Source organism: Parvularcula bermudensis HTCC2503, assembly GCF_000152825.2.
GTDB classification, from domain to species: Bacteria; Pseudomonadota; Alphaproteobacteria; order Caulobacterales; family Parvularculaceae; genus Parvularcula; species Parvularcula bermudensis.
In genome coordinates this window covers 1,770,283-1,783,357 of record NC_014414.1, presented here as the reverse complement: position 1 = coordinate 1,783,357, position 13,075 = coordinate 1,770,283, and the positions used below count along the sequence as shown (strand labels likewise).

At 59.4% G+C, this 13,075-nt stretch carries 12 protein-coding genes and 1 pseudogene; 7 read left to right on the top strand and 6 right to left on the bottom strand.

The window, feature by feature from the left end:
* Window positions 1-5 precede the first annotated feature (5 nt).
* A complete protein-coding gene (locus PB2503_RS08415; protein ID WP_013300817.1) occupies window positions 6-1,661 on the bottom strand; it encodes a peptide MFS transporter in 1,656 nt (551 codons plus the stop codon).
* Between the two features lie 79 nt (window positions 1,662-1,740).
* Here PB2503_RS08415 and PB2503_RS08410 point away from each other — a divergent pair, with 79 nt between their 5' ends.
* Entirely contained in the window at window positions 1,741-2,178 is a 438-nt protein-coding gene (locus tag PB2503_RS08410) for an HIT domain-containing protein (RefSeq protein WP_013300816.1), read from the top strand.
* Window positions 2,179-2,200: 22 nt separating this feature from the next.
* Here PB2503_RS08410 and PB2503_RS08405 read toward each other — a convergent pair whose 3' ends face one another.
* Window positions 2,201-2,794, bottom strand: a complete 594-nt coding sequence (locus PB2503_RS08405) for an exopolysaccharide biosynthesis protein (RefSeq protein WP_013300815.1) — start codon at window positions 2,792-2,794, stop codon at window positions 2,201-2,203.
* Between the two features lie 92 nt (window positions 2,795-2,886).
* Window positions 2,887-4,299, bottom strand: a complete 1,413-nt coding sequence (lpdA, locus tag PB2503_RS08400) for a dihydrolipoyl dehydrogenase (protein ID WP_013300814.1) — start codon at window positions 4,297-4,299, stop codon at window positions 2,887-2,889.
* A gap of 218 nt (window positions 4,300-4,517) precedes the next feature.
* On the opposite strand from lpdA, the gene PB2503_RS08395 reads away from it, so the two are divergent.
* The 3 genes from PB2503_RS08395 (at window position 4,518) to PB2503_RS08385 (ending at window position 6,504) form a co-directional block, all read left to right on the top strand.
* Window positions 4,518-5,273: a hypothetical protein gene (locus tag PB2503_RS08395; protein WP_148235234.1), complete on the top strand. Its 756-nt coding sequence runs from the start codon at window positions 4,518-4,520 to the stop codon at window positions 5,271-5,273.
* Window positions 5,274-5,349: 76 nt separating this feature from the next.
* Window positions 5,350-5,712, top strand: a complete 363-nt coding sequence (locus PB2503_RS08390) for a hypothetical protein (protein ID WP_013300812.1) — start codon at window positions 5,350-5,352, stop codon at window positions 5,710-5,712.
* 51 nt (window positions 5,713-5,763) lie between these two features.
* Window positions 5,764-6,504, top strand: a complete 741-nt coding sequence (locus PB2503_RS08385; RefSeq protein ID WP_013300811.1) for a hypothetical protein — start codon at window positions 5,764-5,766, stop codon at window positions 6,502-6,504.
* A gap of 105 nt (window positions 6,505-6,609) precedes the next feature.
* Here the strand turns inward: PB2503_RS08385 and PB2503_RS08380 are convergent, their stop codons facing one another.
* Entirely contained in the window at window positions 6,610-6,885 is a 276-nt protein-coding gene (locus tag PB2503_RS08380; protein WP_013300810.1) for a RusA family crossover junction endodeoxyribonuclease, read from the bottom strand.
* Between the two features lie 36 nt (window positions 6,886-6,921).
* Window positions 6,922-7,158 carry a hypothetical protein gene (locus tag PB2503_RS08375; protein WP_013300809.1) on the bottom strand — a complete coding sequence of 79 codons (237 nt, stop codon included), beginning with the start codon at window positions 7,156-7,158 and terminating at the stop codon, window positions 6,922-6,924.
* A gap of 453 nt (window positions 7,159-7,611) precedes the next feature.
* On the opposite strand from PB2503_RS08375, the gene PB2503_RS08370 reads away from it, so the two are divergent.
* From PB2503_RS08370 to fumC, 3 genes and pseudogenes are all read left to right on the top strand, one after another.
* Complete coding sequence (locus PB2503_RS08370; protein ID WP_041534957.1) at window positions 7,612-7,917, top strand: hypothetical protein; 306 nt, start codon at window positions 7,612-7,614, stop codon at window positions 7,915-7,917.
* A 139-nt stretch (window positions 7,918-8,056) separates the two neighbouring features.
* A complete protein-coding gene (locus PB2503_RS14765) occupies window positions 8,057-8,227 on the top strand; it encodes a hypothetical protein (RefSeq protein WP_013300806.1) in 171 nt (56 codons plus the stop codon).
* Window positions 8,228-8,370: 143 nt separating this feature from the next.
* Window positions 8,371-9,761, top strand: a pseudogene (fumC, locus tag PB2503_RS08365) (class II fumarate hydratase).
* A gap of 62 nt (window positions 9,762-9,823) precedes the next feature.
* On the opposite strand, the gene PB2503_RS14000 reads toward fumC, so the two are convergent.
* The gene (locus tag PB2503_RS14000) at window positions 9,824-12,898 is read right to left on the bottom strand and encodes a methyl-accepting chemotaxis protein (RefSeq protein ID WP_148235233.1); all 3,075 of its coding nucleotides are present in this window, start codon (window positions 12,896-12,898) and stop codon (window positions 9,824-9,826) included.
* Window positions 12,899-13,075: the final 177 nt, after the last annotated feature.

The window sequence follows — 13,075 nt, the reverse complement described above, 5'->3', positions numbered from 1 at the left end:
TCTGATCAGACGGGGCGGGTGGTTCCCCCTTGCGGGGTTTCGTCCACCGGAATTTCCGCCTGATGCGCGTGAAGGCCCGGCAATTCATCGTCGGTCAGGGTCGAGAGGTGCATCAATCGGTTGATCAGCGGTGCCACGACCAAAAGCCCCCCCCCGACGGCCACGGCGACCCAGCCGACGGTTTGGTAGACATCGATCACCAAGGCCTTTTGCGCCACGGGGTCGAGGGCATCGGCCCCCTCGATACGGCCTGACCCGGTGGCTTGAGCGATGAGCGCCGCCACAAAGTTCCCCGCCCCGGAGGCCAGGAACCAGGTCCCCATGATCAAGCCCACCATGCTGGGCACGGAGAGCCTGGTCATCGCCGACAAGCCCACCGGGGAGAGGCAAAGCTCCCCCGTTGTATGAAGGAGATAGATGAGGAACAGGAACAGGACCGGCGTTAAGGCATCGGCCCCCCCTGCCCCCCACACCAGGACCAGGAAGCCAAGACCCAGCTGGATGACGCCGAGGCCGAATTTCTGCGGCGCGGTCGGTTCGAGGTTGCGGTTGGCAAGGAACACCCAGGTTGCGGCAAAGATCGGTCCCAGGAAGATGATGTAGAACGCGTTGAGCGACTGAAAGACCGAAGCGGGGATTTCCGCGCCGAACAATGTGCGGTCGACCTGCTCATCGGCGTAGATATTCAGCGACGACCCCGCCTGCTCGAACAGCGCCCAAAACAGGACCTGGGTGGAAATGAGGATCAATGCCGCAAAAATCCGGTCCCGCGCGTGAGGTTCAAGGGTGAAGACCGCCCGATAAAGCACATACCCAACGACGATCGCCCCGGTCAGCGCCAATATAACCCCAACCACCGCCTGATCGCGCACCACCAGCCAGACCAGGAGGGTCACGATCAAGGTCCCCAGATAGATCATCCACTTGGTCGAAAGCCCCATAAAGCGCTTGGCATTGAGAAGCGTCTCGTCCCGTGCCTCTCCCGCCCCTTTGAGCAGCGGCTTGCCGAGAACGAAGACGATCAGCCCGAGCAACATTCCCACGCCGGCCAGGCCGAAGCCATATTTCCAGCCATGGACCTCGCCCAGATAGCCCGCCCAGATCGCGCCGAGAAACGCCCCCAAATTGATGCCGACGTAAAATAGCGTGAAGGCGCCGTCACGGCGGGGATCGGTCTTGGCGTAAAGCTCGCCGACAATGGTCGAGATATTGGCTTTCAAGAACCCCACACCCATGACGATGAGGGCCAGGGAGAGATAGAAGATATTGAGGATGGTGCCGTCCGCGGTGCCCCCCGGCTGGACCGGCTCCCCCTCGATCGCCATGCCAAGATGGCCAAGCACAAGGAGGATCGCCCCGATCGTCACCGCTCGACGCTGACCTAGATACCGGTCCGCCAATACCCCGCCAATCACCGGCATGATGTAGACGAGGGTCGTATAGGCACCGTAGATGCCGTACGCCGCATCGTCCGTAAAAAGAAAATGCTTGGTGAGATAGAACACCAACAGCGCCCGCATCCCGTAATAGGAAAACCGCTCCCACATCTCTGCAAAGAAAAGGACATAGAGCCCCTTTGGCTGATTCCGCATACGGAACAAGGCGATCGCCATGCCGAACAGCCCGATGAGCGTGAAGGGGATGAGAAGATTGAGGGCCATGGACCGAAGCTCCTAAGAATGCACAAGGCGAGTGGGCCGAACGCGACCGTCACAGAAACGTTAAGGAGATTGCTCCCCGATGACCAGATGGAGTCTCGATCGGCGGCTGGCGAGCGAAACGCTGGCTATGGCCGATCTCCCCCTCTGTCGCCTTCTGCTCAGAAACGAGCACCGGTTCCCCTGGCTCGTCCTCGTGCCGCGCCTTGTGGGGGTGCGGGAAAGCTTTGCCTTGGCGCCTCCCGACCGGGCGCGCCTGTGGGACGAGGCGGACGAGACAGCGCGGGCCCTGTCGGCCCGGGTAAAGGCGGACAAGATGAACCTTGCCGCCTTTGGCAATATGGTGCCGCAGCTCCACCTCCATGTCATCGGGCGAAAGAAGACCGATCCCGCCTGGCCGAAATCGGCGGTGGGGTGGGACGCGCCGGCGGTCTATGCCGCTGGATCGGCGCCGACTTGGTGGCGCCCGCTGGTGCGCGACCTGGGCGCCATCGACCTCCCCAAAGAGGAGGGGGTCTGAGCCCCCTTCGCCCCGGCGCCGGTTAGAGGAGGACGCTTGCGATCAAATAGACCGTGCCGAGGCTTGCCAGAAAGGCGAGGATCAGCATCAGCCCATCCCGTGCCATCAGACCCACCCCGAAAAAGATCATTGCCCAGCCAGGCACGGCAACGGCCCCGGGAATGAGCTCCATAGGGATCATCGCGGCGGCCAGGGCGGTGACGACCCCCGCCGACACCCTCTCCATGACCGATGACGACATAAAGGTCAGCCGTTCGGTAAAAAGCGTGTCGGCCCAACGGAGAAACGGCGCCGCTTTTTCCTGCGCTGTCTTGAGCTTTTGGCGCTCAATCGATGCGGTGCGAATAGCCTCGGGGAGCCAAATCGACCGCTTCCCCACGAGAAATTGAACGCTGAAGAGGAAGACCGACAGGCCGACAATAGACGGCACGCCGGGAATGGCGCCGATCACTGGAATGATCACGATCATCCCGGCCAGCAGGATGACCGGCCCCAGGGACTGGCTGCCGAAACTGTCAAGAATATCCTGGACCGAGGCGCACCCCCCATCGGTCTTATCGATGGCCTCGTCCAAAATGTCTTCGAGGGGATCTGTACTGTCCGACGACGTTGCCATGGGGCCTCCTTACTCCCCGTAACGCGTGACAAGGTCGCAGGCTCCCTTCCCTGGCCGGGTGCATCGCCGTGATCCGCAACGCAGTGCCCGGCCTAGGCTTGCATCGTCCAGCCCTCGACCCCCATCGCCGCCTGACGCAGCGCTTCGGTACGGGTCGGATGAGGATGGCAGGTGCGGGCGATATCCTCCGAAGAGCCGCCGAACTCCATCACAAGACAGGCTTCGGCGATCATTTCGCCGACCCCGGTGCCGATCATATGAACACCGAGAACCTTGTCGGTTTCGGCATCCGCCAGCACTTTCACAAAGCCGTCCGTTTCGTGATTCGTCTTGGCCCGACTATTCGCGGTAAAGGGGAATTTCCCCACCTTGTAGGCGACCCCCTCATCCTTCAATTGCTCCTCGGTCTTGCCGACCATGGCGACTTCGGGATCGGTATAGACCACGCCGGGGATCACATCGTAATTCACGTGACCGCCTTTGCCGGCGATGATTTCGGCCACCGCGACGGCTTCGTCCTCAGCCTTGTGGGCCAGCATCGGACCGGGGGTGACATCGCCGATGGCATAGATGCCATCGACACCGGTCTGGTAATGATCGTCCACCGGAATGAACCCCCGGTCATTGGTCTTGATGCCGACAGTGTCGAGCCCCAACCCTTCAGTATGCGGCTTCCGCCCAATCGCAATCAGGACGACATCGGCTTCCAAGGTCTCTTTTTCCCCGCCGGCGGCGGGTTCCAGGGACAGGGTGGCCCCTTGCTTTGTTTTCTCGATCCCCGTCACCTTCGTGCCGAGCTTGAATTCCATTCCCTGTTTCTTCAGGATACGCATGAATTGTTTGGAAACTTCACCGTCCATACCCGGCGTGATGCGGTCGAGATATTCGACCACGGTCACCTTGGCCCCAAGGCGGCGCCACACCGAGCCCATTTCAAGCCCGATATAGCCGCCCCCCACCACGACCATGTGGTCGGGCACCTTTTTCAACTCAAGGGCCCCGGTAGAGGAGACGATCACGTCTTCGTCGATCTCGACATTCGGCAGTGACATGACCGACGAGCCGGTGGCGATGACGATCGTCGAGGCGCTCAGCGGTTCTTCCTTACCGTCCTCGTCGGTCAAAATGACCTTGCCAGGGCCTTCGATCCGCCCATGCCCCTTAAGGCCCGTGACTTTGTTCTTTTTGAAGAGATACGCGATCCCGTCCGTAAGCCCCTGAACCGCGTCATCCTTTTGGCCGAGCATGGCGGGAAGATCGAGTTCCACGCCGGAGACCTTGACGCCCAACTCCTTCAGATGGGATTTCGCATGAGCGTAGGCCTCGGAAGCATGGAGCATCGCTTTTGAAGGAATACAGCCGACATTGAGGCAAGTGCCGCCGAACCGCCCGCTGGGGCGCTTTTCGATACACGCCACCGAGAGGCCCAACTGCGCGGCCCGTATGGCGGCATTATACCCGCCAGGTCCCCCCCCAATGACTACGACGTCGAAGGACTGGGACATGGCGTATTCTCCTACGATAGGGAACAAGTTCGACCTAGGCGACTAAGGGCGGTCATGGCGCTGGTCAAGAAGGCATGCTGTAGAGAGCGATACGCGCCCGGTTGGCGCGGCGACCGAAAATCGAGCTGCGATGCCTTTCCTTCAGCGGCGGCAGTTTCTATCCTGCGTCTACAGCGCCGATGGCGCGAGGCGCGGAGATGACAGCGTTTTGGAGGCTCATGGCGCAGGGTAGCTATCAAATCGGCGGCGAAGAAGTCCGGGAAGAGAATTCCTGGCGCTATCCCCTCATGCTGTTGGTCGCAACACTCGTGCTGAGTGCCGTCTTCCTCTATTATTATTTCGGGCCGGACGTCGAAGAAATCGCCGGGAACAAGCTCCGCCCCACCATTGCGGACGACACCATCACCGCAACGGTGGGGGGCATCGATTTCGAGGTGCCCGCGAACTACACACTTTACCCCAAGGATCGGCGGAACGGCGACCGCGAGGTCCTGGCGCTTTTTGCCTCCTGGCCACGCTTCGACGGCTTCACCCCCTCGCGCCGCCGGGATTTTATCGAGAATGCCACCGATAGTCGCCGGATCGATATTGAAATCGCCTTAGCGCCCCTCCCCTTCTCGGAAGCCGATCGGCTTGAAATTCAGTATAAGCCGCATCTGGCCGATCAGGAAGGGCAGCCCTTCGACTACGGACTGACGCACTATCGCTTCAAATCGGCGGGAGAGATCACCGGGGCGCCATCGGGATATACGGACAAGGAACTGTTCTTGGGCGAGGCGAGCGATGGACAAATGGCGGTCCTGTTCTGCTATTTGGAGGACCCCTCAGGCGTGATCCCGTCCGAATGCTATCGGACCTACGATCTCAGCCGGACCGTGTCGGTGAAGTATAAATTCAAAAAAGAATATCTGTCTGAATGGCGCGATATTGATGCCGGTATTCGCAATCTGATCGCCGACTTCGCTGGGGTATAGCCCCTCTCACGCCGCCAAAGGCCGTTGTGGAGAATTGACGTCTCTTTAGGAACTCTTACGGCAAACAGGCGGTACGATGTTGGACGTCCCCCATGCCCTTTCGATCGCCTTTTCAGGCGCAGACCTCAGCCGTGCGCTGTGGATTGGGCTGATTGCGTCCCTGCTCTGCTCACGCCGGTTCCTGCCCCTGAAAATGGCGGTGCTGGCGTTCATGGTGGATCGATCCTGGCCGTATCTGACCATGGCCCTGTCCGGCTATTCGATGGATCAGATCGCGCCCTACCTCGCCTATCGCATCAAAATGCTCCCCGAGGACGGGATTATTCTGGGGATTCGCGCCGCGGGGCTCTTTGGTCTCATCGCGACGGGATATGTCCTTCGGGTGCAATTGCATAAAGCGCTCAGCCACTCCCCAAAGAGCGGCGCCAACGCCTATTGAACGCAGGCGCAGGACGCGCCAGCCTAGAGGGGTTGTGAGAGGTATTTCCCGATGATGAGTTCCATGCCCATCCTGATGGCCGTCTTTTTGGTCACCCAACCCACCGCGCCCGGTATCGATAACGGCCCCGAAGAGATCGCGGGGACGTATTTCGGGCCCCCTGAGACCGTTGAGGCGGCCAGCGTCATAAACGACGCGGAAGCTGAGGAGCTGGGCCCCATCGCCCTGGCCGAGCGCATCGGCGAGGTCGATACGCAATTGGCCAGCTGTCAGACCCTTCGATTGCAGATGACCGCCCTGATCGGTGACACCTACGGATCCTACTCGGTGCACCCTGACTGGGTACGCGCCTATAAGAATTGCATCGTCGCCCGCTGGGATGAGATCCAATTGCTTGGCAGGGTCATCGAAGCCAAGGAGCAGGCGCTGATGTCGGGTAAGGATGCCCAGTCAGCCGTGCGGGTAGCGGATGCGTTTGCGCGTCTTGAGACCTATCGAACCCAGGTCGAAAACGAGATCGAGAAAGAAAGCCAAAAGCAAACCGCCCTCATCGCCTATTACAATAGCGGCGATCGATCGGCGCTGACGGCGGCGACGGCCCCTTCCATGGCCACCCCCACCGCCCCAGGCGCGACAACGCCTTCCCCTGCCGCCGCCGCCGCGGAAAAAGCCGAAGAGGTCACTGACGCGGTGGAGGAAATGCTCCCCGACGACCTCGAAACGTCAACAGAGGCGCCAAAGGGGGCAAACGACGCGCAAGACGAGGCATCGTCTGGATCAGAGGTCGAATAATCCCTCGTCGAGGGGCAGGGCCTCAGGGCCCTGCGCCAAGGGACGCACGCGCACGGCAATTCTGTTTTGCGGTCCGATGAAGCGCTCGGAAATCAACCGAACCACCTAGCGATCATCCCGCCAGATATGACCCGAAAGGGAATCGAGCACGGCCTTTGCGATATTGTCGACATCGTGATGGCCCCGAGTCTCCGCGAGGACGCTTGTCCAAATCCGCGCCTCGAAGGGGCCGAAGGCTGGCCGGACAAAGGCCACCTGCCGCCGCATATGGGCGGATACGATCTTCTTCAGAGCACGGGTCTGGGTCGTTACCCCATCGATCAGAATGAGGGCATCTTGGCCTTGGACCTTGATGCGCACACGCCCTCGACCTGAGCTCATGGGGGGCCCGTCATCATGAAAGAGGGAGGGAAAGGATCAGCGCAGAAACATGGCGACGTCGATTTCTCGCCCATCCGCCTTACAGATCCGCAGACTATCCCCGGCCTCGATATTGTGATGCAGAAAATAGAGAAGGCGGATCGCCGTCCGAACGACATCGGTGTCGGAGGCGACCCCGAGACGCTCGGCGAGCTCTGGGAAATCGTTAATCACCGAGCTGGGTAGGTTGAACGTCTTCTTTTCAAAGTCCGAAGTCCGTGCTGTCACTGCCATGAAATCCTCCTCGACCCGAAACCTGCCAAGGGGCGCGACGCAGCGTTCGGCTTGGTCAAGAAGACAAGCCTCTCTGCCGCTATACGACAATATCCGCGCATACTCCCCCCGGGGGCTCCGCCGTTAGGAATGAATAAAATCCAGATAGGGCGCGCCCCATCTGGCGTAAGGCACAAGCTATTCTTCGAGAATATTTTCGTCAACAGGATTACCCATCTTTTCCCACATTTTCCCATCATCTCCCCAGCGAAGGCGATGATGCCCCCTCCCCCCCACCTGACTCTCCATAAGGGATGTGTCCAAAAACGAGATAATTTTGACCATTTCCGTTCCATATTGGGGAAAAACCCGAATATCGAAGTCCCGAGGTCTGGTGCGTCGGTTAATAATCAAATAAGATGTTCTCTAAGCCGTCAATAATACGAACCGGAGGTGCCTACCGGCAGAATGAAAATGGACCGCTTTGATCGATATGATTTCGGACGATACCGAGCCATCGCCCACGAGATCCGCGAGGAAGATTGGGTCACCGTCAAAAAAGCCGTGAAAGACGCCCTCGACGATCTTCCCCAGTCGGAGGGCCGGATCACGATCATCCTCGATCCGGAAGGCATCACTATCGATCAGCCCGAACGGTCACGGCGACCGAGGCGGCGAATAGCGAAATCGGTCGCCATCACGCTGTTTGCCCTCGGGGTCCTCGCCGATCTGCTTGATTTGATTGACAGTGACACCTTCTGGAAACTGGTGACGGGCTGACCGAAACCAGTGTGCGGGTGGCGCAAGCCGGTCCGCCCTAGCCCCCTTGGGGTGCCGCCCGTTCGCGCGGCGCCCCATCCGCGTCCAGGAACAGCCCCGGGGCCGTTGACGTTACCGCCCTAGCGTTAGGAGCTAATCAATGACCCCCGACCCCACCTCGCAAGACCCCACCGCCCAAGACCACCCCTCCCCCGACCAGTCGGACAACGAGGCCGATCGGCCGCTCACGCCTAAAGAACAACTCGAAGAGGGCCTTGAGGATACGTTTCCGGCCTCAGATCCTCCCTCGGCCACGCGCCCGAAAAAATAGATGAGGACGCCCTGATCCCCGCCCCGCGCGGGGCCCTTGCCCAAAGTTGCCCCTGCCTGCCTAAAGGGGATTATGCGAGAGACCGTGACGGGCCGCCAAACACGCCTTAAAGGGGCCCTCATATCCAATCATCGAGGCCCCTCATGTCCGACACACGCACAGAAACCGACAGCTTTGGCCCCCTCGAGGTTCCGGTCGACAAATATTACGGCGCCCAATCGGCACGCTCGTTGATCAATTTTGCCATCGGCACCGAAACCATGCCGGCCCCCCTGGTGCGGGCCCTTGGGGTGGTGAAGCGATCGGCGGCGAAGGCCAATATGGCCCTCGACAATCTCGACGCTAAAATCGGGGACGCAATTGTCGATGCCGCGACCGAAGTGGCCGAGGGCAAGTTGAACGGCCATTTCCCCCTATCGGTATGGCAGACCGGCTCGGGCACCCAATCGAATATGAATACGAACGAGGTCGTCGCGAACCGGGCCATCGAGATTCTCGGCGGCGAGATCGGCTCCAAGGATCCCGTCCACCCCAACGATCACGTCAATCGCTCCCAAAGCTCGAACGATACGTTTCCCACGGCCATGCACATTGCGGCTGCCGAGGAAATTGTGCACCGCCTCGTCCCCGCCCTTGGGCAATTGCGCAATGCCCTGAACGACAAGGCTGAAGCCTATAAAGACCTGATCAAGATCGGCCGGACCCATCTTCAGGACGCAACCCCGCTAACCCTCGGCCAGGAATTTTCTGGCTACGTCGCAATGGTCGACAATGGCATCTCGCGAGCCGAAGGCGTGCTCTCGCGTCTTTATGCCCTTGCCCAGGGCGGGACGGCCGTGGGAACGGGGATTAACGCCAAACCAGGGTTCGCCGAAAAATTCGCCGAAGAAGTCGCCAGTTTTACCAAACTGCCCTTCGTCACGGCCCCCAACAAATTCGAGGCGCTCGCCACTCATGACGCGATGGTCGAGGCCCATGGCGCCCTTAATGAGATCGCCGTCAGCCTGTTCAAGATTGCCAATGATATTCGCCTATTGGGATCGGGTCCGCGCTCAGGCCTCGGCGAGATCTCCCTGCCGGAAAATGAGCCGGGATCCTCAATTATGCCGGGGAAGTCAATCCAACCCAATGCGAAGCCCTGACCATGGTGTGCGTCCAGGTGATGGGAAACAATGCCGCAGTCAGCTTTGCGGGCAGCCAGGGCCATTTCGAGCTGAACGTTTTCAAGCCGGTCATCGCCTTCAACACGCTTCAGTCGATCCGCCTCCTGGCCGACAGCGCGGTGAGCTTTACCGAGAAATGCGTCGTCGGCATCACCGCCAATGAAGAAAAGATCAAGGAACTGATGGAGCGGTCGCTGATGCTCGTGACCGCCCTCGCCCCCACGATCGGCTATGACAACGCCACAAAGATCGCCAAGGAGGCCCACAAAAACGGCACCACCTTGCGGGAAGAGGCCGTCAATCTCGGCTTTGTGACGGAGGAAGATTACAACGATATTGTCCGTCCCGAGAAGATGATCAGCCCCCGCTAAACAAAAGGGGCATGACCGTGGTCATGCCCCCCTCGGAGAGTGCCCTTAGGATGTGGCGGGGATCAAAAATCGTCCCAGCCGTCCCCCCCGCTTGCCACAGCCGTATTGCCTTCAGCGGCGTAGGAGACGGCCCGCTTGATTTGCGACCTGACCACCGGGGCGGCAGACGAAGAGGGCCCCGACGCGCCGGAGGAAGCGCTGGTATTGAACGCCGCCAGCGAGGACGCCAGTGAGGACGCCATCTGCCGCAATTGGTGACTGGCGGCCGTGGTTTCCTCGACCATCGACGCGTTTTGTTGGGTGACCTCGTCCATCTGTCCCACGGCCGTGTTGATTTCCGCAAGACCACGGGACTGCTCTTTCGCCGCAGCACTGATCTTCGTCACCATGGCCGTCACGTCGCTCACCCCTTCGACGATGCGACCAAGCGCCTCACCGGCCTGACCGACCAGACTGACCCCATCGGAAACATGACGCGAGGAGGTGGTAATGAGATCTTTGATTTCCTTCGCCGCATCCGAAGACCGCTGCGCCAGGGACCGCACCTCAGAAGCCACCACCGCAAAGCCGCGTCCAGCTTCACCGGCCCTTGCCGCCTCGACCCCTGCATTGAGGGCAAGCAGATTGGTCTGGAAGGCGATTTCGTCGATGACACCGATGATCTGGGAGATTTCCGAAGAAGACGCTTCGATCTCGCCCATTTTATGGACGGCATTCTTCACAATCTCGCCACCGTTGCGGGCGTCATTGCTTGTTTTCTCGACAATCTGATTGGCTTGGCCGGCTGTCTCCGCCGTGTCCGCCACCGACTTCACCGCCTCATCAAGCGCCGCCGCCGTTTCTTCGAGGGAAGCCGCCTGGCTTTCCGTCCGCTTGGACAGATCATCGGCCGCTTGGTTGACCTCCTGCGTACTCTGATCGATCGAGCGCGAATTGACGACGATGTCTGACAATGTCGCATTCAGTTTTTCGATCGCCAGATTATAGTTCTCGAGAATCTCGACGTATTCGTCCGGGAATTCCTCCGTAATCTTTGCGGTCAGGTCTCCCGCGCTGAGGCGGCTGAGACCCTCTTTCAGCGCCTCGACGACCTTTCTCTGGTCGCGGGACACTTTCTCGTCCCGTATGGCAGCCTGACGGCGGGCCCGCTCCGATTCGGTGACATCGTTGACGATCTTTACGACCTTGGTGACGTTCCCCTTGTGGTCGCGGACTGGCGCATAAATCCCTTGGATATAGATCCGCTCACCCGATGCACGGACCCGCTCGAAGATGCCACTAATGCTCGCGCCGCTCGCAAGTTGAGGCCAATGGCGACGATATTCGTCCGTTTTCCGCATTTCATCAGGGACAAACATCGAGTGATGCTTACCCTTGATCTCCTCCAGGCTGTAGCCAACCGCACCGAGGAAATTTTCGTTTGCACCGAGAATTTTTCCATCTGGGGTAAAGGTGATCGTCGCCTGCTCCGCCTCCACGGCCCCCAAGATAGCGGCATTGGCCCTGGAAACGGTGACGTCTTTCATCTCCACCGCATTGCCGATCAGCGTCCCCTTGCCATCGACCACCGCACTGATGTTGAGGCGAAATACCCTATCGCCCAATTCAGCATAGACTTCGACGGGCAATTGCCGTTCGTTGGACAGAGTGGAAAAGGAGACGACGTTTTCATCTTTCGTGAAGGGCAGTTGGCTGCCTACCGGCTTGTCGACGTTAAAAGCGCCATATGCGTCGCGCAGAGCCGTTTCGTTCTTTGCAAAAAAGGTCGTGGCCGCGCGATTGGCGAACACAATGGTCTGCTTCCGATCGATCACAACGATGGCGCTGCCCGCATTGTCGAAGGCCGATCCCTTGAACGCCGCCGTCGCGCTGTCTTTTGCCCCCTCCTCCAGGGTTTCGGTAAGGACAGCCATGGTCCGCGCAATCTCGCCGATTTCATCTCCCTGATCACGGCACGGCACCTGCCCCTTATAGTCGCCCTTCGTCATGCGATCGAGATGATCCTTCATATTCCGTAGGGGGAACGAAATACCTTGGCTGATCCAGATAGCCAGACCCAAAAAGGCCAAAGCCAGGAGACTGATCTCGATCATTAGGCGATTGCGCAAAGCGTAAGCGCGGGCCAGGAGCTCGTCTTTGGCCTGCTGCGCGACCAGCGCCCATTGCGTGTCCACGATCGTGACCGGCTTGAACGCTTGGACCAGCGCCCGGCCTTCTCGATCTGTATACGTTGAAACGCCGCTTTCCCCGTTCAAGGCCTTCTCAATGGCTGGAGACTGTAACTTCTCTACGAGGATTGTATTGTCTTCGGCAAACCGTGACTGGCTGCGAAGCAGATAATCGGACCCCACCGCCAAGGTCTGACCGGTCTCCCCCAGTCCGTAGGTCGTCGTCATCAGGGCGTTAAGCCCGTGGATCGGCATTTGAAAGGCGATGACGCCGAGAAATTGACCTGCATCGTCCGTGACCGGCGCGGACATGAAACTGGCCGGCGCCCCTGCACTGGGCGCGTAGGGAGCGAAATCGAAGAACGAGAGCGATCGCGTATCCCGCGCGGCGCGGAAGGCGTTGCCCAGATCGGTCTCGGCATATTCGCCGTTGACGAGGTTGGTGGCGTAGTCGAGTTTCTTGAAGACCGTATAGACAAGCTCCCCCTCCTTATCGAAGAGGAAGATGTCGTAATACTCCCGCTCTTGCAGAAGTTGCCGGAAGACCGGGTGATACGCCTCGTGAAGGTCACTATAACGACTGCCATCATCGGCAGCCATCAAACTGTCTTTCTCCCCCAGCGGGAAGGGATTGTCATGAATATAGGCGGACTGAAGATAGGATTGCGCCCCCGGCCCGAGCGCATCATAGGCTGCGGTGAAGTCGACGATCGCCTGCTTAACGAGCGGATGTGCCGCTTGGATCTCAAGGTCGCCTTTGATCGTTTCAAAGACGGAATCGAGTGCGCCGGCGCGATCATCCAAAGCTGTGGTGAGTTTTAACTCAGCGGCCTCTATCAAACTATGTTTCGCTGACAGATAGCTGACAACGCCTGCGAAACCGGCTGTCACGAGACAGGCGCCCCCGATGAGCATTGGCAAGCGCTTTGCCACCGAGATGTTGTTCAAGGGATTTTTTGACCGACCCACTTTATTACTCCCAATGAAGACACCGGGCCCAAGGTCTCGCCGTCCATCGGCAAGACTAGCCCGTATTTGGGGCCTAACCGGATCGGACTAAATTTATATAAATTCACTAAAGGTGGATTTGAACCATCCTTTTAACTTGAGATTGCACTTAATGGCCCATCAACCAATAGTAGTAGG